Genomic DNA, 22,205 nt, shown 5'->3' with positions numbered 1-22,205 from the left:
GCACACCCATCCATCATAACCACAGCCTGGGTATGGCACTTGTTACAAAGCGTGGCATTGGCCGGATATTCGCTAACGGATTCATCGTTAGAGGGCGTCTTCTGAGCCGTCTCAAACTCAGCCCGCTTCTCCGCCAGAATCCGCTTGGTAACCTCACTCATCTCTTCAGTCTCGATGAGACCGATGGCCTTGAGGTGCCGCTCGATAACACCGCCGATCTCGGCCACCAGGGACGGCATGAACACGCCGCCTTTCTTGAAGTAGCCACCGTTGGGGTCATAGACCGAGCGAAGCTCTTCCACCAGGAAGGTCACATCGCCGCCCTTGCGGAACACGGCGGAGATAACCCGGGTGAGGGCGATGACCCACTGGAAGTGCTCCATGGACTTGGAGTTGATGAACACCTCGTAGGGCTGCCGGCTTTCGTGGTCGGTGCCTTCGTTGAGGATGATGTCATTGATGGTGATGTACATCGCGTGCTCGGCCACCGGCGGCTTGATCTTGTAGGTGGTGCCCAGCAGGAAGTCCGGCCGTTCGATGTTCTCGTTCATCTTGACCGGGTTGGGGCCCAGCTGCTCGGGGGCCGGTGCCTGGGCCTCCGGGTCTGCCTTCTTGACCCGGTAGCCGACGATCTTGTTGGTAATCTTTGCAGTCATGGTCATGGTTCCTGTCAGTTCCCGGATCAATATTTACCGTAGGTGCCTTCTTTGAGGGCGTCGAAGAGGTTGGCGGCGGTGTGGATTTCGCCGTCGTATTCGATCTGCTCATTGCCCTTGAAGGTCACCTTGCTGCCGTCGTCCAGGGTGAACTCGTACAGCGTGTTTTCCAGGTCGGACTCTTTCACCAGTACGCCCTGGAAGGCTTCCGGGTTGAAGCGGAAGGTGGTGCAGCCCTTCAGGCCCTGCTCATAGGCGTACATGTAGATGTTCTTGAAGTCCGGGTACGCGAAGTCGGTGGGCACGTTGGCGGTCTTGGAGATGGACGAGTCCACCCACTTCTGGGCCGCAGCCTGGATATCCACATGCTGGGTCGGCGTAACGTCGTCAGACGTGGTGAAATAGTCCGGCAGCTTCTTGTCGGCGTCGTCAGAGAACGGCATGGCGCCGGCGTTGATCAGGTGGCGGTAGGCCAGCAGTTCAAAGCTGAATACGTCGACCTTCTCCTTGGTCTTGCGACCCTCCCGGATGATGTTGCGGGAGTAGTGGTGGGAGAAGCTCGGCTCAATGCCGTTACTGGCGTTGTTGGCCAGCGACAGGCTGATGGTGCCGGTGGGCGCGATGGAAGTGTGGTGGGTGAAGCGGCCACCCTTCTCGGCCAGTTTTTCCACCAGTTCCGGTTCCACGTCGGCGATGCGCTTCATGTAGTTGCTGTATCTGGCGTGGAGGATGCGCCCTTTGACCTTGTCGCCCACCTTGTAGCCGTCGTCCGCCAGCTGCGGGCGCCAGGCCATCATCTTGGGGGTGATTTCAAACTCTTCGTCCATGATGGGGGCCGGGCCTTTCTCTTCAGCCAGGGCCAGGGACTGGCGCCAGCCTTCCACGGCCATTTCACGGACCACTTCCTCGGTGAACTGCACGGACTCGTCAGAGCCGTAGGGCATGCGCAGCATGGCCAGGGTAGAGCCCAGGCCCAGGATGCCCATGCCGTGACGGCGCTTGTTCATGATTTCGTGGCGCTGTTCCTTCAGGGGCAGGCCGTTGATTTCCACCACGTTGTCCAGCATGCGGGTGAAGATGGCCACCACCTGGCGGTACTTCTCGTAGTTGAAGCTGGCCTTGTCGGTGAAGGGGTTTTCCACGAACTTGGTCAGGTTCACCGAGCCCAGCAGGCAGCTGCCGTAAGGGGGCAGGGGCTGCTCACCACAGGGGTTGGTGGCACGGATTTCCTCGCAGAACCAGTTGTTGTTCATCTGGTTCACCTTGTCGATGAGGATGAACCCTGGCTCGGCGTAGTCGTAGGTGGAGGTCATGATGGTGTCCCAGATGAACTGGGCCTTCACCGTACGATAGATGCGGCAGGCCACCTTGCCTTCTTCATTGGTGACATAGCCTTCCTGCACCGGGAAGTCACGGTAGACGAACTGGCTGGCGTCGTTCAGGTCCAGGCCTTCGTCTTCGGCTTCCTTGGCGGTCACCGGGAACGACAGGTGCCAGTCGTCGCCGTTCTTTACGGCTTCGATAAAGTCTTCGGTGATCAGCAGCGACAGGTTGAACTGGCGCAGGCGGGCGTCTTCACGCTTGGCCTGGATAAATTCGATCACGTCCGGGTGGTGTATGTCGAAGGTGGCCATCTGCGCACCACGGCGGCCACCGGCGGAGGACACGGTGAAGCACATGCGATCGAAGATATCCATGAACGACAGCGGGCCGGAGGTGGTGGCGCCGGCGCCGGCCACGTAGGCGCCACGGGGACGCAGGGTGGAGAACTCATAGCCGATACCGCAGCCGGCCTTGAGGGTCAGGCCCGCTTCGTGGTTCTTCTCCAGGATATCGTTCATGGAATCCTGGATGGTGCCGGACACGGTACAGTTGATGGTGGAGGTGGCCGGCTTGTGGGCCTCTGCACCGGCGTTGGAGGTGATCCGGCCGGCCGGGATGGCGCCGTTCTGAAGGGCCCAGATGAACTCCTTCATGTAATGGTCGCGCTTGCCCTTGGCTTCCACTTCCGACAGGGCCCTGGCAACCCGCTTGTAGGTGTCGTCGATGGTGCGGTCTACAGGTTCGCCGGTCTTGGTTTTCAGCTGGTACTTGCTGTTCCAGATGTCCAGTGAGGCATCCTGCATCGGAATATCTGTGGTTACTACCTGTAGTTTCGCGCTCATCTCCACCCTCGGTTATGCCTGATTTTTTATGGTCCGAACGCCGCGTAAACGGCGCTCACTGCGGGTTTGGCGACCCTGTCGGGGGTTTGGGCCAAACACTATATCTAGTTGGGATGTGCGGGAGTATAGACACTATATAGTGTTGTGTGAAGAAAGGAGGGGCTATTAAAAGGGGCTTGGTGGTGCAAAAAAATTATCAGTAAAACGGTTGCAACGGCGGCAAGCCAGACGGGGCAAGGGTTCGGGTATTTATGGCCTGCAAAGCGACAGATATTTCTGTTTGTGAAGCAGGGCACTGTTGCTGGTCAGGCCCTGCTCACATTGTCCAGGTGGTGATCAACGGTCACCCCAGCAGCAGGCTGTCGTCTTCCACTTCCAGGCCGCGCTGTTTCTCGAACAGGTCCAGCAGGTCTTTCACCTCAAGCCCCTCCCGCTCGGGTCCGGCAATGTCGAACACCACCTGGCCCTGGTGCAGCATGACCGTACGGTCGCCCACTTCCAGCGCCTGCTTCATGCTGTGGGTGACCATCAGCGCGGTGAGTTGCTGCTCGGCGATGATGTCCTGGGTGAGTTCCAGCACGAAGGCGGCGGTTTTCGGGTCCAGGGCGGCGGTGTGCTCGTCCAGCAGCAGGATGGAGGAGGGCGTCAGACTGGCCATCAGCAGGCTGACGGCCTGGCGCTGGCCGCCGGAAAGCAGGCCCATCTTGTCACCCAGGCGGTTTTCCAGGCCCAGGTTGAGTTTGGCGAGGGCGCCGCGGAAACGCTCCATGTAGCTGCGCTTGACGGCGCTGGTGAGGCCCCGGCGCTGGCCCCGTTTGATGGCCAGGGCCAGGTTTTCCTCGATGGACAGGCCCTCGCAGGTGCCCGCCAGCGGGTCCTGGAATACCCGGGCGACCCGGCGGGCCCTTTTGTGGGTGGGCAGCCGGGTGACATCCTGGCCGTCCACTTCGATGCGCCCGGAGTCGACAATCACTTCCCCGGCCAGTGCGTTGAGGAAGGTGGACTTGCCGGCGCCGTTACTGCCGATCACCGTGACGAACTCACCCTGGTTGACGGTCAGGCTCATGCCCCGCAGAGCAGGGTTCTCCAGCGGCGTGCCCTTGCCGAAGGTCAGCTTGAGGTTGTCTGCACTGATCATGGCGTTGCTCCTCAGGCCTTGTTGCGGGTCATTCGTGACCGGATGGTGTTACGGAAGCCCGGCAGTACGATGGCCAGGGTCACCAGTACGGCGGTAATCAGGTTCAGGTCCTGGGACTCCAGTCCAAGAACGTCTGCGTTCAGGGCGAAGGCAATGGCCAGGCGGTAGATAATGGCACCGACCACACAGGCGAGCAGGGCCCTGACCACCGAGGTGGGGCTGATCACTGCCTCACCGCCGATCAGTGAGGCCAGGCCGATAACGATGACGCCGACACCCATGGTGACGTCGGCAGCACCCTGACTCTGGGCCACCAGTGCGCCGGCGACACCTACTAGGCCGTTGGACAGGGCAACACCCAGTACCACCATGGCGCCGGTGGCGATTCCCTGGGCCCGTGCCATGCGTGGATTGGCGCCGGTGGCGCGCATGGACAGGCCGATTTCCGATTTCATGAACCGCCAGAGCAACAGCAGGCTGATCACAACCACAACGGTAAACAGGGCTACCGGCGCCAGGAAGTAATACTCCGGCGGCAGCATGTTTTCCCACCAGGTTACGACGGTTTCCTGCATCAGCAGCGGGAGGTTGGGGCTGCCCATAACCCGCAGGTTAACCGAGTACAGGGCAATCATGGTCAGAATGGACGCCAGCAGGTTGAGAATGCCCAGCTTGACGTTCAGCAGGGCTGTGACGGCACCGGCCGCCATACCCGCGACCATGGCCATGGCGGTGGCCAGCCAGGGATTCCAGCCGCCGAGGATCAGCACGGCAGCGACAGCAGCACCCAGGGGGAAGCTGCCATCGACGGTCAGGTCAGGAAAGTCCAGAACCCGGAAGGAGATGTAGATGCCGAAGGCCACCAGGCCATAGATGAGGCCGGTCTCCACAGCACCGAAAAAAGCAATCTGACTAAGCATGAGCGGATATTCGCAAGGCTGGAGCGAGCCCGGCACCAGGCCGGGCCCGCCGGGATGTTCAGTCGTTACCGACTACTTTGGAGGCTTCCGAGATCATCTCGTCACTCAGGGTGACGCCCATTTTCCCGGCGGCTTTCGGGTTCACGTACAGTTCCAGCTTGTCCACGGTTTCCACCGGCATGTCCGCAGTGGTGGCGCCTTCCAGGATACGAGCAACCATGGCGCCGGTCTGGCGGCCCAGGTCGTAGTAGTTGAAGCCCATGGCGGCAACGGCGCCGCGCTCAACGGTGGCGGTATCGGCGGCGAATACGGGGATCTTCGCGCGCTCGCCCACAGAGACCACGGCTTCGGCTGCGCTGATAACGGTGTTGTCGGTGGTCAGGTAGATGGCGTCCACCTTGTCGGACAGGGAGCGGGCAGCGCCCAGCACTTCAGAGGTCTTGGTGGCGGCGGCCTTTTCCAGTTTCAGGCCGCGGGCCTCCAGGCGCTCTTCCAGCAGCTCGACCAGGGCTACGGCATTGGCCTCACCGGGGTTGTAGACGGTACCGATGGTTTTGGCGTCCGGTACAACACGCAGCACCATATCCAGGTGGCGGTCCAGGGGCAGCATGTCGGTGACGCCGGTGATGTTGGCGCCGGGGGCTTCCAGGCTCTTTACCAGCTTGGCGGCTACCGGGTCAGTGACCGCGGAGAACACCACCGGGATATTACGGGTAGCAGCCGCTGCGGTCTGGGCAGACGGCGTGGCAATGGCGACGATGACGTCCGGCTCGTCACCCACGAACTTGCGGGCGATCTGGCTGGCGATGGCGGAGTTGCCCTGGGCGCTTTCGTGCACCAGCTCCAGGTTGTCACCTTCGTTGTAGCCCAGTTCCGCAAGCTCGTCCCTGACGCCCTTGTGCACCGCATCCAGGGCCGGGTGCTCCACGATCTGGGTGATAGCAACGGATTTGGTTTCATCCGCCTGGGCCAGGCCGAAGCCGGTCAGCAGGAGGGTACTTGCCAGAATACGCAGAAAAGTCTTGGCCATGAGCCGTCTCTCCAGAAATATGGCGTGTGGGCAGCCCGGTATGACCGGGCCAGCTGCAAAAAAGGAGGCGGGAGTTTACCACATGGTGCCGCTTTTTGCGCCACCAATAACACCCGGCCATGGCTGGTCCGCCGGGTAGATACGGCCGTAAAAGTACGGGTTATGCCGCAAATTTGTTGTGAACGGCTTTGACGGGGTCCATGGTCTTGCCATAGTCTTCAGATACCGGCGGCAGACACGTCGGAAATTTCAAGGATAACAACAAACAGGCGTGGTTCCGCAGTGGCTGCGCCTGACACAGCCGGAGGTCTTCGGGAAGACACATGAGTACACAACAAAAGCTACCGCTCGACTTGATCTATCATTGGGAAACCGCCCGCGCCGAAAAGGTATACATGACCCAGCCTTTTCCTGACGGCAAGGTGGTGGATTACACCTGGCGCCGTGCAGTGGGCGAGGCCCGGCGCATGGCCACCTATCTCAAGTCGCTGAACCTTCCGGAAAAGAGCCGTATCGGCATCGTTTCCAAGAACTGCGCCCACTGGATCATGTCGGACTGGGCCATCTGGATGGCGGGGCATATCTCTGTGCCCCTGTACCCGACACTGAACGCCGATACCGTCAGCTACATCATCGAGCATGCCGAAATCGAGGTGATGTTCGTGGGCAAGCTGGATGACTGGGAGTCCATGAAGCCCGGGGTGCCGGATTCCGTGCGCTGTATCAGCTATCCGCTGAGCCCGCCCACCAGTTTTGAGAGCTGGGACGACATTGTGGCCCAGAACCCGCCCATGGAGGACAATACCACCCGCGAGCCGGAAGAGCTGGCCACCATTGTCTACACCTCCGGCAGTACCGGCCGGCCCAAGGGTGTCATGCTGAGCTTCCATAACCTGGCCTATGCCGCCTCCGGCGCGGCGGACCGGCTGGAAGTGACCAGTGAGGACCGGTACCTGTCCTACCTGCCCCTGGCCCACGTATTCGAGCGCTATGTGGGTGAGCTGGTGTCCATGAACAAGGGTTTCCACCTGTATTTTGCCAACACCCTGGATACCTTTGTGGAAGACCTGCAGCGCTGCCAGCCCACCCTGTTCATTGCCGTGCCGCGGATCTGGACGAAGTTCCAGCACGGGGTGTTCGAAAAGATGCCCAAGGAGAAGCTGGACAAGCTGCTGAAGATTCCTCTGCTGAACCGTCTTATCAAGAAGAAAGTGCTTGCGGGCCTGGGGCTGCAACACGTGCGCTACGCCGGTTCTGGCTCTGCGCCGCTGTCCCACGACATTCTGGAGTGGTACCGCAATCTCGGCCTTGAGCTCTTGGAAGGCTATGGCATGTCTGAGAACATCGCCTATTCCCATACTACCCAGCCGGGCCGTGCCCGCACCGGTTACGTGGGCGAGGCGTTGCCGGGTGTGGAGTGCAAGATCGGTGAGAACGGTGAGGTGCTGGTGAAGAGCCCCACCACCATGATGGGTTACTACAAGGACGAGGAAAAAACCAAGGAAGCCTTTACCGAGGACGGCTTCCTGCGTACCGGCGACGTGGGCGAGATCGACGAGCTTGGCCGCCTGAAGCTCACCGGACGCCTGAAGGAAATCTTCAAGACCAGCAAGGGCAAGTACGTGGCCCCGGCCCCCATCGAGAACAAGCTGATGCGGGACGACCACATCGAGGCCGTCTGCGTGTCCGGTGAAAACCAGGTGTCCCCCTTCTGTCTGGTGATGCTGTCGGAAGCCGCCCAGGCAAAACGGGAGGATCCGTCGTTCCGCAAGGAGCTGGAGAAGGACTTCGTGGAGCTGCTCAAGGACGTCAACCAGACCCTGGATCCCCATGAGCACCTGCGTTTCATGGTGGTGGTCAGGGAGCCCTGGACCATTGAGAATGACTTCCTGACACCGACCATGAAGCTAAAGCGCAATGTGGTGGAAGACGCCTACCGCGACCGCGTAGAGGACTGGTACGCCCAGGACAGGACTGTTATCTGGGAGTAAGGGGCCTGTTGGCCACCTGAAGGCTTTCCGTTAATCTTTCGGTTAACCGATACTGAAACCGGCCTCCTGGCCGGTTTCGTCGTTTCAGTCTGCCCCCGGAGAAGTTCATGAGCCGCCTGTCTGATTTCCAGCAACGTATTCATCGTGTGATACCCATGACCGACGCCATGGCGGCGGAACTGGTCAGCTATGACGGTCAGCGCCTGCTGGTGAGGGCGCCGCTGGCACCGAACAGCAATCATCAGGGCACCGGCTTTGGCGGTTCAGTCTATTCCATTGCCGTGCTGGCTGCCTGGGGGCTGATCGAGCTGGTGGTGGAGGATGCAGGGGTGGATGGCCACGTGGTGATACAGAGTGGGCAGATGGATTACAGCCAGCCAGTGGACCGTGATTTCTATGCCCTGTGTGAGTTGCCCGGTGAACAGGAGCAGCAGCGCTTCCTGTCCATGCTGAAGCGCAAGGGGCGGGGGCGGCTGGCGCTGACGTCACGGGTGTATTGCGGTGAGCCCACCACGGCGCCAGAATCCGGACCGGTTGCCACCTTCGAGGGCCGGTTCGTGGTGAGGGCTGCCGGTGCGTAACAGCCTCAGTGCTGGCTGTAGGCCCGGGCCGAGCCGATGGAGCGGCTCATCAGGATAATGGGCACAATGCCGGCCAGTACGATGATCAGGGCGGGCAGGGCGCTGATACCCAGCAGTTCATCCGAGGCATACTGGTACACGTGGGTGGCCAGGGTATCGAAGTTGAAGGGCCGAAGGATCAGTGTGGCCGGCAGTTCCTTCATGCAGTCCACGAACACCACCAGGGCAGCGGTCAGCATGGTGCCCCGCAACATGGGCAGGTGTACCTGTAGCAGGGTAGCGGTGGTGCTGCGCCCGAGGGACCTGGCCGCCATGTCCATGCTGGGGGTGATTTTCTGCAGGCCGCTCTCCAGGCTGCCAGCGGATACCGCCAGGAACCGCACCGTGTAGGCAAACACCAGGGCGAAGGCTGTGCCGCTGAACAGCAGCCCGGTGCTGACACCGAACCAGTCCCGCATCCACGAGTCCAGCTGGTTATCAAACGCGGCCATGGGAACGATCACTCCCACTGCCAGCACCGCCCCGGGCATTGCATAACCAAGGCTCGATAGCCGCATCATCACCTGCATGGGGCGTGTGTCGTGCAGGCGGCGGCTGTAGGCCAGAATCAGTCCGATCACCAGCGTGGTGACGGCCGCAGCCGACGACAGGAACAGACTGTTGAAGGTGTTTTCGAGGAAGTCGCCGGTCCAGCTCTGGTCAAAGTAGATGACGGCGTAACGACCCAGGACCAGTGCCGGCACGATAAAGCCGAGGATGATAGGGGCAGCGCAGACCGCAACGCAGATCCACTGACGGGGCCAGCTCATGGAAAAGCGCTGGATGGGCGCGCGATTGTCGCGGCCGGCGTATTGCTGCTGCCTGCGGCGGGAATAACGCTCAAGGGTCACCAGGATGACCACGAAGGTGAGCATGATCATGGCGATCTGGGCTGCGCCCCCGAGGTTGCCCAGGTTCATCCAGGTATCGAACAGGCCGGCGGTAAGGGTCTGCACCGCGAAGAAGTCCACCGTGCCGAAGTCGTTCAGGGTTTCCATCAGCACCAGGGAAAGGCCAACGGCCACCGCCGGCCGGGCAATGGGCAGCACCACCCGGAAAAACGTACTCAGGGCGGAGTGGCCAAGGCTGCGGCTGACGGAGAACAGGGATGGAGACTGCTCCAAAAACGCCGCCCGGGCAAGCAGGTAAACGTAGGGGTAAAGCACCAGCCCGAGCATCAGGGTGGCGCCCCACAGGCTGCGAATCTCCGGGAACCAGTAGTCCCGCGCACTGGTCCAGCCGAACCAGTCGCGCAGAGCGCCCTGGACGGGGCCGGCGTACTGCAGGATATCGGTGTAGACGTAGGCAATCACGTAGGCCGGTACGGCAAAGGGCAGCAACAGGGCCCATTCAAACATCCTGCGACCGGGAAAGTTGCACATGGTGACGGCCCAGGCGGTGGCCAGGCCAATGCTTAGGGTAATGGCTGACACACCTACCATCAGCAGCAGGGTAGTCCAGACATACCGTGGCAGCGTGGTGTCCAGCAGGTGTGGCCAGATATTCTCGTCAGGGAACAGCGCCAGCCATGCCACGGAGAAGACCGGCAGGGCAACGATGGCGGTAATGAGAGCGGCGGAAATCAGCCAGCGTTTGGAGGTGCGGCGCGGCGTCAGCGGTGATGGAGTTACCGGTTCCTCAATGACGTCGGCCTGGTTCATGCTGGTCCTGTTCGGTGGAAAAGGCAGCAGTTTAAACAACTGCACCCGGAACAAACAATGCCAGTGACTTACAGAAAGCCACTGGCATCGGGTTTTATTGACCGGGATCAGCGGTTGTCGTAATCCACCCGGTCAACCATACGTACGGCCTCGTTGGCGTTGTCAGCAATGGTCTGCAGCGACAGGGTGTCAGCGTTCAGCTCACCCCATTCTGCCACGATACCGGTGGCCAACACGTCCGGGTTGGCCGGGAACTCGTTGTTGGCCTCGGCGTAGATCTGCTGGGCCTCGTCACTGGAAAGGTATTCCATCAGCTTGATGGCGTTGTCGCGGTTGGGGGCGCTCTGGGTCAGGGCGATACCGCTGATATTGATATGGGTGCCACGGTCGTCATCGTTGGGGAATACGATACGAACCTGCTCGGCGATGGGCCGCTGCTCGTCGTCCTGCAGCATGACACCGTAGTAGTAGCTGTTACCGATGGCGACATCGCAGACGCCTTCCGCAACGGCCTTGATCTGGTCACGGTCGCCACCCTGGGGCTTGCGGGCCAGGTTGTCTTTCACGCCTTCCAGCCACTTTTCGGCTTCTTCAGCGCCGTGGTGGGCAATCATGGAAGAGATCAGGGCAATGTTGTAGGGGTGCTTGCCGCTGCGGGTGCAGATACGGCCTTCCCACTTCGGGTCAGCCAGTTCTTCGTAGGTGGTGATTTCACCTTCCTCTACCCGGTCAAGGGAGGTAAAGATCATGCGGCCGCGGGTGGTCAGGGCGAACCATTTGCCTTCCGGGTGGCGCAGGTTCTCCGGAATGTTCTCTTCCAGGGTGTCGTTGTCGACGGAAGCGGTCAGATCGCGCTCAACCAGTTCGGAAATACGCGAAATGTCGACGGTCATCACCACGTCCGCCGGGCTGTTGCGTCCCTCACGCTCCAGACGCTCTGCCAGGCCGTTCTTGGCGAAGACCACATTGGTCTCGATGCCGGTTTCGTCGGTGAAGGCATCCAGCAGGGGTTTGAGCAGGAACTCCTGACGGTAGGAGTAGATGTTGACTTCGCCACTGGCAGCGGCAGGCAGGGGCCCAAGGGTAACAGCGCAAGCGGCAACGGCCGCGGCAATCTTGATTTTCATGGTTTGAATCCCGTTGCTAATCTGGTGAAAAACAAAAACCATTCTCATTTGTTATCCAGGTACTGTCAACAGGTTCACATTCTTTTAACGCTGAAAATTATTGTTACGATTCAGTGCTATGTTCCAGGTCAATTTTTCTGGTTAAGTGTGCTGATAACTCCAACAACCTTCAGGCAGGCCTCAGAGAGTCATGACCCAATCGGATCGACGTGAACACATCCGCACTGCACTCAATGCAAGAGTCAGCGTGGCCCACGACACCCTGGGCAAACGTCACTTTGCCACCCGGGATATCTCCGACGGCGGTGTTTTCGTGGTCGTGGAGGAAGACGACTTCAAACCGGAGTTGGGGGATGTGGTGACCGTGCAGGTGCAGGGGCTTCCGGTACCCGCTCCTGAACTGCGCATGGTGGTGGTCCGACAGAGCGTCGACGGATTTGGCCTGCAGTTCGCTGACCACTGATCCGCCGGATACCGCCATTCGTCAGAAACCCCTCCAGATAGCCTACAGGTTGTGATTCATGTCACAGCATTACGCTATGCTGCAGAAGGACAATAAAAGTAACCAGTCGTAGTCGTCTGGTAACGGTTTTCCATCCGTTTGTAATAGATTCGCGACAGGGAGGTGGCGACAATGGATGTTGTCGAAAAACGGCCAGGCCAGAGGTGGAAGGTGGGTGTAGCCCAGAAGAAGGTGAACGCGCAGGACCTCGAGGTCGGGATGTTTGTCTCGGACCTGGATCGCCCCTGGCACCTGACGCCCTTTCCCATACAGGGCTTCTATATCCGCTCCCAGGATGACATCCGGGCGCTGATCTCCCATTGTCGGTGGGTGATGGTGGATGTGGCCGAAGGCCGGGACAGCCTGGAATATGACCACGCCGGCGCGCCCAGTTTTGCCCGTCGCACCAGCCGCAAGGTGCGCGAGCAGGACATCCTCAAGCTGCCGCCTGTGCAGATCCGTAATCCGGTACGCCACCAGGTCTCCCGCTCCCTGAACCGTGAACTGCGGTCCAGCAGGAACCTTCTGCGCTCTGCGGAGGACGCCATCGAGAAGGTAGCGGGCAGTCTTCGTAATGACATGGTGCCGGACTTGCGTCCGGTCTCAAAGGTAGCCCGCCAGATGACCGCCAGTGTGCTGCGTAACCCCGACGCCCTGCTTTGGCTGGCGCGAGTGCGTGAACAGGATGAACACACCTACCGCCACTCACTCAAGACAGCGGTGTGGGCGCTGGTTTTTGGCCGCCATCTCGGGCTGGACGAGTCGCTGTTGACCACGCTTGCCACCGGATGCCTGCTGGCCCACATCGGCAAGTCGGAGCTGCCCCGATTCCTGTTGTTCAATGAACACCAGCTGGATGCAGACCAGTATCAGCAATACCGGACCTACGTTGAACTGGGTGCCCACAGGCTGGAAGAGGCCGGGGTATCACGGGGGGTTATCGCGGTGGTACGCGGCCATAGGGAGCGCCACAATGGTTCTGGCTTCCCCGCCGGCGTGCGGGGTGACCGCATCCCGTTGCTTGCCAAGATCGCGGGGCTGGTGGATTACTACGAATCCCTGATCGCGCCCCGTGAGGGCTATCAGCCGCTTTCACCCGCGCAGGCGGTAAGCCAGCTGTTCGAACTCCGCAATGTGGAGTTCCAGGAAGACCTGGTGGAGCAGTTTATCCAGTCCATCGGTATCTACCCCATAGGTACCCTGGTGCAGCTGACCAACGGTCAGCGGGGCGTCGTTGTCTCCCATTCCCCCAAACGCCGGCTGATGCCCAAGGTGATGGTGATGACTGACAGTGCCCAGCAACCGCTGAAAGCGGCACGAATGGTCAACCTGGCCACCTGCAACGAAGGGCGGTCCATGGACCAGTCCCTGCGGGTAGAGGGATGCCTGCCCAATGGCACTGACGGCCTTGATCCCGCCCGGTACGATATCACCGGTGCAGAAAGTCGCTGGAACCTGCGTCGCCTGGTGGGTGCCTGATCCTGTCAGGCACAGTCCACGGCTCGCTCTCGCCGTCATCTTCCGGTCAATGGCAGGCCCGGATTGGCGGTCACCCTTGAATTTTTTCCGGTATGGCTCAAGATATAGCGCTTTCTGACACTCACCCCGCCGGAATCCGCGATGACAATCCGATCAAGCCATCAGGCGCCGTCCGCCTGGGCCCTTGAAATCGAAGATCTGAGAAAAACCTACGGCAGTGGCTTCGAGGCCCTAAAGGGCATTGATCTGCGGGTGCGGGAAGGGGACTTCTTTGCCCTGCTGGGGCCCAACGGCGCCGGCAAATCGACCACCCTGGGCATCGTCTGCTCCCTGGTGAACAAGTCTTCCGGCAAGGTACGGGTGTTTGGCCACGACATTGACACTGACCTTGCTGCCGCCAAGCTGAACCTGGGCGTCGTCCCCCAGGAGTTCAACTTCAACCAGTTCGAGAAAGTGTTCGACATCGTTACCACCCAGGCGGGGTATTACGGCATTCCCCTGCGCAGGGCGCGGGAGTCCGCAGAGCTTTACCTGAAGAAGCTGGGCCTGTGGGACAAGAAGGACACGCCTGCCCGGATGCTCTCCGGGGGCATGAAGCGTCGGCTGATGATTGCCCGTGCGCTGGTCCATGAGCCCGGGTTGCTGATTCTGGACGAACCCACGGCCGGCGTGGATATCGAACTGCGCCGGTCCATGTGGGCCTTCCTGGAGGAGATGAATCGCAATGGCACCACCATTATCCTGACCACGCACTACCTGGAGGAGGCGGAAGCCCTGTGCCGCAATATCGCCATTATTGATCATGGCGAGATTCTCCGGCATACCAGCAAGAAAGAGCTGCTGACCCAGCTGCACGTGGAAACCTTTATCCTTGATACCGAACAGACCCTGACCACTGCGCCGGTGCTTGAGGGTTTCGACACCCGCCTGGACGGGGAGGGGGCTGTCGAAGTCGATGTGGAAAAGAGCCAGGGGCTCAATGGTGTGTTTGCCCAGCTGGATCAGCAGGGTATCCGGGTTTTGAGCATGCGGACCAAGTCCAACCGGCTGGAGGAGCTGTTCCTGCGGATGGTGGAAGACAATGCCCGTCAGGGGGAGGTGACCCCATGAGCGCCAGTGCGATTCTGACCGCCTTTCTCACCATTGTTATTCGTGAGATCCGCCGCTTTACCCGGATCTGGCCGCAGACCCTGCTGCCCCCGGCGGTCACCATGACCCTGTACTTCATCATCTTCGGTAACCTGATCGGCTCCCGGATCGGGTCCATGGGCGGCTTCGACTATATGTCGTTCATCGTTCCCGGGCTCATCATGATGTCAGTGATTACAAGCACCTACGCCAATGTGGTGTCATCCTTCTTTAGCATGAAATTCCAGCGCAGCATCGAAGAGTTGCTGGTATCGCCGACGCCGAACTGGGCGATCCTGGCCGGCTATGTGGTTGGCGGCATGGCCCGGGGTCTGGGGATCGGACTCATCGTTACCCTGTTGTCGCTGGCGTTTACCCGGCTGCACATCCATAACCTGCCGATGATGGTGTTGACGGTGTTTCTCACCTCGGCGCTGTTTGCCCTGGGGGGCTTTATCAACGCCATGCTGGCCACCAAGTTTGACGATATATCCATCGTGCCGACCTTCGTGCTGACTCCGCTGACCTATCTGGGCGGGGTATTCTATTCCATCGAGCTGTTGCCGGGGTTCTGGCAGGGGGTGTCGCTGATCAACCCCATCCTGTACATGGTGAACGCGTTCCGCTATGGCATTCTCGGCGTCTCCGATGTGAATCCCTATGTGGCGCTGGGTATGATCCTGGTGTTTATCATTATTCTGTCCGTGGTGTCCCTGCGCATGCTGCAGCGGGGCAAGGGCATCCGTCACTGAGGAGTAACCATGGCCCTTGATCACGCCCCCCTGGGCAAGTCCAGTGAGTACCCGGATCGCTACGCTCCGGAACTGCTGTTTCCGGTGCCCAGGGACGACAACCGGCGTCGTATCGGGCTGGAAGATGGCCGCTGGCCCTGGTTTGGTGACGATCTCTGGCAGGCGTGGGAGCTCTCCTGGCTCCGACCGGGTGGGGTACCGACGGTGGCCTGGGGCGAGTTCCGGCTGCCGGCGGCCTCGCCTTCGCTGATCGAATCCAAGTCCCTCAAGCTCTACCTGAACTCCCTGAACCAGGAAGTGTTCTCCAGCCACGAGCAGGTGAGGGAAACCATCGAACGGGATCTCTCCAGCGCCTGTGGTGCCCAGGTAGTGGTATCGCTCTATAGTGTGGATCGCGCCATGACCGCCGAAGGCCGGCCCCACGGGGCGATCCTGATCGATGACGAGCCCCTGGACAGTGTGGGATACGAATACTGCCCCGAGGTGCTCCGGGCAGGGGGTGAGGTTGTCACCGAAAGTCTCTGCTCCCACTTGCTGAAAAGCAACTGTCCGGTCACCGGGCAGCCGGACTGGGGGTCGTTGCTGGTGGAATATACTGGCCCGGCGATCAATCGCTCATCGTTGCTGCAGTACGTGGTGGGTTTCCGGCAGAAGCAGGATTTCCACGAGCATTGTGTGGAAACCGTGTTTACCGACCTGATGCAGCGGTGCCAGCCGGAGTACCTTGCGGTCAGCGCCCGGTACACCCGTCGTGGCGGGCTGGACATCAATCCCTGGCGGAGCACTGATCCCGGCGAGGCGCCCCGGCTGAGGCTGGTGCGGCAATAACGCGGACTTTGCCCCGGCAGCTTTGCGAAAGCGCTGGTGTCAGGTCTGCTCCGCCTCCTCTTCACCCCGCAGGCGTTCAGCGGCCTCTTCAAGGGCTTCCAGGATGGCCTTGCGGTCATTGTCGGCGATCTTGCCGGAGTCCAGGTACATGGCAAAACCGGCGTGCTCGTGCTCCAGGAAGCTGCGGTTGGGGCCCAGGTCGCGGCGGAAGTCAATGACCTCATAGATGGCCACAGGACGGCCAAAGCCCTTCACCGTGATCTCTCCTTTGTCCCGACACATGATCCGTTCCTTGATCAGTGAGAAGGTTTCGTAGGAAACCAGAATCTGGCCGGGCTCTGCCAGCTGTTCCAGACGGCTGGCCAGGTTCACTTCCTTGCCAATGATGGTGTAGTCCATGCGGTTCTCGGCGCCGAAGTTGCCCACGGTGACAAACCCGGAGCTGATGCCCATGCGTATCTCCAGTGGCGTGCGGATACCCTGGCTGCGCCAGCGCTGACGCATGATCTTCATGTGGTTGCGCATGTCGACGGCCATGGACACGCAAGCCAGGGCATCTTCTTTCTGGCCCCGGGAGGAGGGGTCGCCAAAGAAGATCATGATGGAATCACCCACGAACTTGTCGATGGTGCCCCCGTAACGCAGGGCCACTTCCGACATTTCGTTGAAGTAGTTGTTGAGCAGCTCGGTAAGGGCTTCCGGCTCCATTTCCTCGGACAGGTCGGTAAAGCCCTTTATGTCCGAGAAGAACACGCTCAGCTTCTTGCGTCGGGTTTCCAGCCGTACGTCCCGTTCACCGGTAAAGATGGACTGCCAGACCTGGGGCGACAGGTATTTGGAGAGTTTGTCAGACAGCGCGATGGACTGTTCCCGCTGCTTCTGGATCTGGGTCTTGGCGGCCAGCAGTATGCGGGCCTGCTGGTGGGTATAGAAGGCCGTGACACAGATATAGAGCCCGGTACCCGCCAGGGAGACCAGGCTGGTAAGCAGGGGAGTGGTGAAGTCTTCGGTGACCCCCAGCAGGCCCACGACCAGGCCGGTAGCGGCAACCAGCAACAGGGTGCCATAGAACCACAGGTAAAGTCCGCCCACAATCAGGCAGCTGAACATCAGCATCAGCGCCATGGCCAGGGAGGGCACCGGCGTCAGGCCGGTGAGGCCGATCACCAGTCCACCGAAGATGCACTCCGTCAGTAACAGGTACTGCCGGATGCGGGGCTGGCGGTCGGCACCAAGCTTGCGACTGAGAAACAGGATCGTGTGGGGCCAGACGATGCCGGCGGCCAGTAACCAAAGCAGGGACTCTGAAAAAATGCCGTCCACAACGCCGGCAATGATGATGCCGCAGAAGGCGGCGGCGCCGAGAACCCGGCCGTTGAAATCCGGTAGTGGGGGAATCGCCTGGGGCGTGTCGTCCAGTGTTGCGTCCGCGCGGGACTTGCGGCTGGTATCCGGCGTGCTTACATACCCTGACATGCTTCGTCCCTGTGGAAGACGGATCGTGATCGTGGATTGCGGCGCTGGCCGGGCTGGCGTGGCAGTCTTGTTATTTTTGCTGGCGACGGTTACGGTTCCAGCGAAAGTATCCCGAATCCAGCCGATGAGATTACCAGCAACGGCGCAGGCGGACAATGCGGCGTCGTTTCACCCAGCGGGAGATAACAGCTGACCATGCACAGCATAACCGAGGCTCTGCTCAACCGTAGTTCCGAACCCCGCCTGAAGGCACCGGCACCCCCCCAGGACGTACTGGACCTTGCGCTGGCCTGTGCTGCCCGGGCGCCGGACCACGCCCTGTTGCGCCCCTGGCGCTACCTGATTATTGAGGGTGAGGGCCTGGAGCGTCTGGGGGAGTTGTTCGAGGCCAGCGCTCCGGCCGATGCCAGTGACGGGCAACGGGAAAAGCTGCGCAGGGCGCCCCTGCGTGCACCCATGATTCTGGTAGCTATTGCCTCCCCGGTATCTCACCCCAAGGTTCCCGAGTACGAACAGGAATACGCCTGTGCTGCCAGCGCAGCCTATCTGGTGCTGGCGCTCCAGGCGGAGGGTTACGGGGCCATGTGGCGCTCCGGCGAGGTGTCTGATAACGATCAGGTATGCAGGGGGCTGGGCCTGGCGGACAACGAATCCATCGTCGGCTTTATCTATGTTGGTACCGTGGACTCCGAAAAACCCCCGGTGCCCCGGCCGGAAGTCAGCGAGTATACCTCCCGCTGGCCCCAATAGCCTGCAAGGCTGCGCCTGTCTCCGGCAAGGGAAAGGGGTTGCCGCCCCAGCCGTCATTTGTATCCCGTGTTATCTTTCAGTGCTGCTCGTTCATTGGTAACACACTGAAATAAAATAACAAAAACAGTCTATCTCAACTCTGGCACTGTCATTGCTTCTATCACTGCAAAGCGCCCTGACCGGCAACCGGCGGCAGGGTGATGCAGTTACTGGAGGCATTATGGCAATCACCTTCGACAAGGCCCTGGGTATCCATGAGCAGGCACTGGTCGCCCGCAGTCAGCGGGCCCAGGTGCTGGCGAATAACCTGGCCAACGCAGATACCCCCGGCTACAAGGCCCGTGACGTGGATTTTCAGGCGATGCTGAAACAGGCGACTGAAGCGTCCCGGGGCGAGGGGGTGGCCCGGACCCATTCATCCCATATGGACGTTTCCGGGTCCGGTGGCAGCCCCGAGCTGCTCTACCGCAAACCCCACCAGCCGTCCATTGACGGCAATACCGTGGATGCCCAGCAGGAGCAGAGCCGGTTCATGCGTAATGCCATGGACTTCCAGGCCAGTTTCGAGTTTCTGAGCAGCAAGTTTTCCGGCCTGAGCAAGGCCATAAAGGGCGAGTAAGCCGGCCACCGGGAATATAGAGGAGAAATCGTATGTCCCTGGGAAACATCTTTGATATCGCCGGCTCCGGCATGACCGCGCAGCAACTGCGGCTGAATACCACTGCGTCGAACATCGCCAATGCCGAGACCGCCAGCTCCAGCGTGGATGAGACCTACCGCGCCCGCAAGCCGGTCTTTGCCGCTATCCAGCAGCAGCTGCTGAACCCGGACCAGGCCAGCGGCCACTTCCGTTTCGGCCAGGAGCAGGGCACCGGCGTTACCGTTGACGGCATCGTGGAAAGCCAGGAAGAACTGCAGATGCGTTACGAGCCGCACCACCCTGCCGCCAACGAGGAGGGGTACGTGTTTTATCCCAACGTGAACGTGGTGGAAGAAATGGCTGACATGATGTCATCGTCCCGCAGCTTCCAGATGAACGTGGACGTGATGAACGCGGCCAAGACCATGATGCAGCGCGTACTCACCCTTGGGCAGCAGTAAAAGGCCAGTGATTCTTGTTCGGGGAAATGACCAATGAGCATTGTAAATAACACCACCTCAACGGCCGATGTGCTGGCGGAGTACCGCACCAAGCAGGAGAGCAAGGGTGCCGGTAGTGAGGAGTTGGGCAAGAACGAGTTCATGGAACTGATGATTGCCCAGCTGAAGAACCAGAACCCGCTGGAGCCCAAGGGCAACGGTGAGTTCATCGCCGACCTGGCCCAGTTCAGCTCGCTGGAGGAAATGCAGAACCTGAGCTCGACCGTCGGTGATGTGGTGGGCGAGTTCCGCTCCTCCCAGGCCCTGCAGGCGTCCGCCATGGTGGGCAAGAGTGTGTTGGCTCCCGCCGACTTCGGCACCCTGGATGAAAGTGGCGAGATGAGGGGTGTGGTAAACGTTCCCTCCAGTACCGGCGGATTGCGGGTCAATATTGAGAACGCCGCCGGCGAAATGGTGCGCCAGCTGGACCTGGGCCAGGCCTCTGCCGGTCAGCAGGCCTTCACCTGGGACGGTGCAGACGGCAACGGCAATCCCTTGCCGCCTGGCCGCTACTATGTATCCGCCCAGGGGAGCTATCCCGAGGGTATGGAGCAGCTTGAAACCATGATGAGCGCCAACGTCGATAGCGTCTCTCTGGGTAAGGGCGGCAGCATCACCCTTAACCTTGCGGGTATGGGGTCCATTCCCCTGTCTGAAGTACAACAAGTCAACTGAGTGAGGTTGGACAATGGCATTTAATATCGGACTCAGCGGGCTTCGTGCCTCACAGGTTGATCTGGACGTCACCGGCAATAATATTGCCAACGCCAGCACCGTTGGCTTCAAGGGCAGCAAGGCCCAGTTCGGTGACCTCTATTCCAGTGGCTTTCTCAGCTCCGGCAAGATGTCGGTGGGCAGCGGGGTAAAGGTCCAGGACATCAAGCAAAGCTTCGCCCAGGGCTCCATCAGCGGCACCCAGAACGGTCTGGACATGGCTGTAGATGGAGACGGTTTCTTTGTAGTAAGCAACAACGGCCAGGTGCAGTACTCCCGAGCCGGTCAGTTCAGCATCGACAAGGAAGGGTTTGTGGTGAACAACCAGTCCATGAAGGTGCAGGGTTACCAGGCCGATGGTGACGGCAACCTAAGCGGTGTTCGCGGAGACCTGCAGATCGATACGGACAACCTGGCGCCACGGCGGACCACGAGCTTTGATTCGGAGATTAATCTCGACTCGCGGGAGTCAGTACTTGAGGTTATCCGGCAGAGTTATGAGGTTAACTCTCTGGATCCTTCCGTACCTGACGCAGATCCGGACGCCCCACCCCTGGTACCCGCTGAGACGGACACGCTGACCTTTACCTACGATGATGGGCGATCCACTACGCTAACATTCGACGGTGACCAGCAAGCCCGTGAAATCGCTGAGCAGCTGAATCAGCTTTCAGGAGTAACTGCATCAGCGAGAACGTCTTATAGTATTCCTCCCGCTAATATTGGGCCAGGGTACAAGTTCAATATTCAGGGCACCGAATTTTCTATTCCTGATAATGACGAGGTCTCTACGCCCGAGGAGGCTCTGAACTGGTTACAGGACTCGATCAACGACTCTCCGCTGAATACTATTAATGCAACGAAAAACGATAGTGGAGAGCTGCGTCTTATCGACAGTCGCGGCAACGACCTGTCGATTTCTGCAGTGGATGATAATGACGTTAGTGTTTTTTCCGCTACGGAACGTGGTGAGGTCAACGAGTTGGTCCTTGACCGTTCGGTCCAGGTGAAGTCGGATAACGGCACCGACGGGTTGCTGGCATCCACTGAGCCTTCTGTGAGTCGGACCAACACCTTCAACCCCGAAGACCAGCGCACCTATAACCACGCTACTTCTTCGACTATTTACGACAGTCTGGGTAACCCGCATGCCATGACCCAGTATTTTGTGAAGGAGCCTGTTTCCGGTGGCGAAAGCGTCTGGGCAATGTATGTCCAGATCGATGGTGAAGACGTAGGTGATCCCCCCTTCACGACCGGGGAGCCCACCCGTGCCCGCTATGAACTGGAATTCAACAGTGATGGCAGTATTGCGTCAGTGGATGGTGACCCTGACGGCCAGGTGCTGGTCTCCAACTGGACGCCGAAAGACAACTCAGGTCAACCCAATGGTTCGGATGGCCCGCTTCCCATTGCCAATGGCGGCCAGCTGCCGATTGCCGATCCCCCGGTATCATCGAACTTCGCCATCAACCTGAGCGAAACCACGCAGTTCGGTTCTTCGTTCGGTGTGGTTGATCAGCGGCAGAACGGTTACACCACCGGTCGCCTGTCGGGTCTCGATGTCTCTGATGAAGGGGTTATCTTTGCCCGGTATTCGAACGGTCAGTCCCAGAACCTGGGGCAGGTATCGCTGGCGACCTTTGCCAATGCCGATGGTCTGTCGCCGGTAGGGGACACTAACTGGGTGGAAACCTTCGAGTCGGGCCAGCCGATTTTCGGTGCGCCGGGTACGGGGACCCTGGGTTCGATTTCGGCCAGCTCGGTGGAGGAGTCCAACGTGGACCTGTCCCAGGAACTGGTGAACCTGATCATTGCCCAGCGTAACTACCAGGCCAATGCGAAGACCATTGAGACTTCGGATGCGGTGACTCAGACGATTATCAACCTTCGTTAATACGTGAGGTATCGGTTTGGTTGAAGTTGGGCTTATCTGAGGGGCCTGGTGGAGGGCCCCGGGGGTCAGGGGCTCTTTCTTCGCCGCAATTCACGGCCGGTCCAGGGATGGACCGTGAATTGCGGTGGAGAAAAAGGACCACCGCGCTCCGGCTCGCCACCCAACTTCGGTCCCGTACCCCTTCCCAAGCAAGTCGCTTAAATTTGGCACGACTCCTGCAGTAACCAGAAA

At 60.0% G+C, this 22,205-nt stretch carries 20 protein-coding genes; 12 read left to right on the top strand and 8 right to left on the bottom strand.

Features of this window, described 5'->3' with window-relative positions:
* From ACESMZ_RS16110 to ACESMZ_RS16090, 5 genes are all read right to left on the bottom strand, one after another.
* The coding region (locus ACESMZ_RS16110) for an NrdJb (protein ID WP_372972971.1) at nt 1-656 on the bottom strand (656 nt) is incomplete at its 3' end.
* A gap of 26 nt (nt 657-682) precedes the next feature.
* On the bottom strand, nt 683-2,821 hold the full coding sequence (locus ACESMZ_RS16105; protein ID WP_372972970.1) for an adenosylcobalamin-dependent ribonucleoside-diphosphate reductase: 2,139 nt from the start codon (nt 2,819-2,821) through the stop codon (nt 683-685).
* A 343-nt stretch (nt 2,822-3,164) separates the two neighbouring features.
* A complete protein-coding gene (locus ACESMZ_RS16100; RefSeq protein ID WP_372972969.1) occupies nt 3,165-3,959 on the bottom strand; it encodes an ABC transporter ATP-binding protein in 795 nt (264 codons plus the stop codon).
* Nucleotides 3,960-3,970: 11 nt separating this feature from the next.
* Nucleotides 3,971-4,879, bottom strand: a complete 909-nt coding sequence (locus ACESMZ_RS16095) for an ABC transporter permease (RefSeq protein ID WP_372957175.1) — start codon at nt 4,877-4,879, stop codon at nt 3,971-3,973.
* 58 nt (nt 4,880-4,937) lie between these two features.
* Nucleotides 4,938-5,909, bottom strand: a complete 972-nt coding sequence (locus ACESMZ_RS16090) for an ABC transporter substrate-binding protein (RefSeq protein WP_372957176.1) — start codon at nt 5,907-5,909, stop codon at nt 4,938-4,940.
* Between the two features lie 323 nt (nt 5,910-6,232).
* Here ACESMZ_RS16090 and ACESMZ_RS16085 point away from each other — a divergent pair, with 323 nt between their 5' ends.
* Together ACESMZ_RS16085 and ACESMZ_RS16080 are read left to right on the top strand one after the other, a co-directional pair.
* Nucleotides 6,233-7,900 (top strand): AMP-binding protein, encoded by a 1,668-nt coding sequence (locus tag ACESMZ_RS16085; protein WP_372957177.1) that lies wholly within the window; start codon nt 6,233-6,235, stop codon nt 7,898-7,900.
* 107 nt (nt 7,901-8,007) lie between these two features.
* A complete protein-coding gene (locus tag ACESMZ_RS16080) occupies nt 8,008-8,481 on the top strand; it encodes a thioesterase domain-containing protein (RefSeq protein WP_372957178.1) in 474 nt (157 codons plus the stop codon).
* Between the two features lie 5 nt (nt 8,482-8,486).
* On the opposite strand, the gene ACESMZ_RS16075 is transcribed toward ACESMZ_RS16080, so the two are convergent.
* On the bottom strand, nt 8,487-10,181 hold the full coding sequence (locus ACESMZ_RS16075; RefSeq protein WP_372957179.1) for an ABC transporter permease: 1,695 nt from the start codon (nt 10,179-10,181) through the stop codon (nt 8,487-8,489).
* 107 nt (nt 10,182-10,288) lie between these two features.
* Nucleotides 10,289-11,308 carry a Fe(3+) ABC transporter substrate-binding protein gene (locus ACESMZ_RS16070; protein ID WP_372957180.1) on the bottom strand — a complete coding sequence of 340 codons (1,020 nt, stop codon included), beginning with the start codon at nt 11,306-11,308 and terminating at the stop codon, nt 10,289-10,291.
* A 190-nt stretch (nt 11,309-11,498) separates the two neighbouring features.
* Here ACESMZ_RS16070 and ACESMZ_RS16065 point away from each other — a divergent pair, with 190 nt between their 5' ends.
* The 5 genes from ACESMZ_RS16065 to queF all read left to right on the top strand — a co-directional run bounded on the left by ACESMZ_RS16065 (nt 11,499) and on the right by queF (nt 15,997).
* Complete coding sequence (locus ACESMZ_RS16065; RefSeq protein ID WP_372957181.1) at nt 11,499-11,771, top strand: PilZ domain-containing protein; 273 nt, start codon at nt 11,499-11,501, stop codon at nt 11,769-11,771.
* 171 nt (nt 11,772-11,942) lie between these two features.
* Nucleotides 11,943-13,289: an HD-GYP domain-containing protein gene (locus ACESMZ_RS16060; RefSeq protein WP_372957182.1), complete on the top strand. Its 1,347-nt coding sequence runs from the start codon at nt 11,943-11,945 to the stop codon at nt 13,287-13,289.
* A gap of 141 nt (nt 13,290-13,430) precedes the next feature.
* Nucleotides 13,431-14,399 carry an ABC transporter ATP-binding protein gene (locus ACESMZ_RS16055; protein WP_372972968.1) on the top strand — a complete coding sequence of 323 codons (969 nt, stop codon included), beginning with the start codon at nt 13,431-13,433 and terminating at the stop codon, nt 14,397-14,399.
* On the top strand, nt 14,396-15,169 hold the full coding sequence (locus ACESMZ_RS16050; RefSeq protein ID WP_372957184.1) for an ABC transporter permease: 774 nt from the start codon (nt 14,396-14,398) through the stop codon (nt 15,167-15,169). Before ACESMZ_RS16055 ends, ACESMZ_RS16050 begins: the two co-directional genes overlap by 4 nt.
* Nucleotides 15,170-15,178: 9 nt before the next feature.
* The gene (gene queF, locus ACESMZ_RS16045; RefSeq protein ID WP_372972967.1) at nt 15,179-15,997 is read left to right on the top strand and encodes an NADPH-dependent 7-cyano-7-deazaguanine reductase QueF; all 819 of its coding nucleotides are present in this window, start codon (nt 15,179-15,181) and stop codon (nt 15,995-15,997) included.
* Nucleotides 15,998-16,036: 39 nt separating this feature from the next.
* Here queF and ACESMZ_RS16040 read toward each other — a convergent pair whose 3' ends face one another.
* Nucleotides 16,037-17,473 (bottom strand): adenylate/guanylate cyclase domain-containing protein, encoded by a 1,437-nt coding sequence (locus ACESMZ_RS16040; protein ID WP_372972966.1) that lies wholly within the window; start codon nt 17,471-17,473, stop codon nt 16,037-16,039.
* 195 nt (nt 17,474-17,668) lie between these two features.
* Here ACESMZ_RS16040 and ACESMZ_RS16035 point away from each other — a divergent pair, with 195 nt between their 5' ends.
* The 5 genes from ACESMZ_RS16035 to ACESMZ_RS16015 all read left to right on the top strand — a co-directional run bounded on the left by ACESMZ_RS16035 (nt 17,669) and on the right by ACESMZ_RS16015 (nt 21,974).
* Nucleotides 17,669-18,223, top strand: coding sequence for a nitroreductase (locus tag ACESMZ_RS16035; RefSeq protein WP_372957187.1), 555 nt, complete (start codon nt 17,669-17,671; stop codon nt 18,221-18,223).
* Nucleotides 18,224-18,443: 220 nt separating this feature from the next.
* The gene (gene flgB, locus ACESMZ_RS16030) at nt 18,444-18,842 is read left to right on the top strand and encodes a flagellar basal body rod protein FlgB (RefSeq protein WP_372957188.1); all 399 of its coding nucleotides are present in this window, start codon (nt 18,444-18,446) and stop codon (nt 18,840-18,842) included.
* Nucleotides 18,843-18,874: 32 nt separating this feature from the next.
* Nucleotides 18,875-19,324 (top strand): flagellar basal body rod protein FlgC, encoded by a 450-nt coding sequence (gene flgC / locus ACESMZ_RS16025; RefSeq protein ID WP_372957189.1) that lies wholly within the window; start codon nt 18,875-18,877, stop codon nt 19,322-19,324.
* 33 nt (nt 19,325-19,357) lie between these two features.
* Nucleotides 19,358-20,038 (top strand): flagellar hook assembly protein FlgD, encoded by a 681-nt coding sequence (locus tag ACESMZ_RS16020; RefSeq protein WP_372957190.1) that lies wholly within the window; start codon nt 19,358-19,360, stop codon nt 20,036-20,038.
* A gap of 13 nt (nt 20,039-20,051) precedes the next feature.
* Nucleotides 20,052-21,974, top strand: coding sequence for a flagellar hook protein FlgE (locus ACESMZ_RS16015; protein ID WP_372957191.1), 1,923 nt, complete (start codon nt 20,052-20,054; stop codon nt 21,972-21,974).
* The last annotated feature ends 231 nt before the right edge of the window (nt 21,975-22,205 follow it).

Source organism: Marinobacter sp. (assembly GCF_041690615.1).
Classification (GTDB): domain Bacteria; phylum Pseudomonadota; class Gammaproteobacteria; order Pseudomonadales; family Oleiphilaceae; genus Marinobacter.
Note: the sequence above shows the minus strand (reverse complement) of the source record. Positions and strands in the feature narration are given on the sequence as shown.

Bases quoted from the DNA above. Each gene is read 5' to 3' on its own strand.
- ACESMZ_RS16105 (WP_372972970.1), bottom strand. From the start codon at position 2,821: ATGAGCGCGAAACTACAGGTAGTAACCACAGATATTCCGATGCAGGAT.
- ACESMZ_RS16100 (WP_372972969.1), bottom strand. From the start codon at position 3,959: ATGATCAGTGCAGACAACCTCAAGCTGACCTTCGGCAAGGGCACGCCG.
- ACESMZ_RS16095 (WP_372957175.1), bottom strand. From the start codon at position 4,879: ATGCTTAGTCAGATTGCTTTTTTCGGTGCTGTGGAGACCGGCCTCATC.
- ACESMZ_RS16090 (WP_372957176.1), bottom strand. From the start codon at position 5,909: ATGGCCAAGACTTTTCTGCGTATTCTGGCAAGTACCCTCCTGCTGACC.
- ACESMZ_RS16085 (WP_372957177.1), top strand. From the start codon at position 6,233: ATGAGTACACAACAAAAGCTACCGCTCGACTTGATCTATCATTGGGAA.
- ACESMZ_RS16080 (WP_372957178.1), top strand. From the start codon at position 8,008: ATGAGCCGCCTGTCTGATTTCCAGCAACGTATTCATCGTGTGATACCC.
- ACESMZ_RS16075 (WP_372957179.1), bottom strand. From the start codon at position 10,181: ATGAACCAGGCCGACGTCATTGAGGAACCGGTAACTCCATCACCGCTG.
- ACESMZ_RS16070 (WP_372957180.1), bottom strand. From the start codon at position 11,308: ATGAAAATCAAGATTGCCGCGGCCGTTGCCGCTTGCGCTGTTACCCTT.
- ACESMZ_RS16065 (WP_372957181.1), top strand. From the start codon at position 11,499: ATGACCCAATCGGATCGACGTGAACACATCCGCACTGCACTCAATGCA.
- ACESMZ_RS16060 (WP_372957182.1), top strand. From the start codon at position 11,943: ATGGATGTTGTCGAAAAACGGCCAGGCCAGAGGTGGAAGGTGGGTGTA.
- ACESMZ_RS16055 (WP_372972968.1), top strand. From the start codon at position 13,431: ATGACAATCCGATCAAGCCATCAGGCGCCGTCCGCCTGGGCCCTTGAA.
- ACESMZ_RS16050 (WP_372957184.1), top strand. From the start codon at position 14,396: ATGAGCGCCAGTGCGATTCTGACCGCCTTTCTCACCATTGTTATTCGT.
- queF (WP_372972967.1), top strand. From the start codon at position 15,179: ATGGCCCTTGATCACGCCCCCCTGGGCAAGTCCAGTGAGTACCCGGAT.
- ACESMZ_RS16040 (WP_372972966.1), bottom strand. From the start codon at position 17,473: ATGTCAGGGTATGTAAGCACGCCGGATACCAGCCGCAAGTCCCGCGCG.
- ACESMZ_RS16035 (WP_372957187.1), top strand. From the start codon at position 17,669: ATGCACAGCATAACCGAGGCTCTGCTCAACCGTAGTTCCGAACCCCGC.
- flgB (WP_372957188.1), top strand. From the start codon at position 18,444: ATGGCAATCACCTTCGACAAGGCCCTGGGTATCCATGAGCAGGCACTG.
- flgC (WP_372957189.1), top strand. From the start codon at position 18,875: ATGTCCCTGGGAAACATCTTTGATATCGCCGGCTCCGGCATGACCGCG.
- ACESMZ_RS16020 (WP_372957190.1), top strand. From the start codon at position 19,358: ATGAGCATTGTAAATAACACCACCTCAACGGCCGATGTGCTGGCGGAG.
- ACESMZ_RS16015 (WP_372957191.1), top strand. From the start codon at position 20,052: ATGGCATTTAATATCGGACTCAGCGGGCTTCGTGCCTCACAGGTTGAT.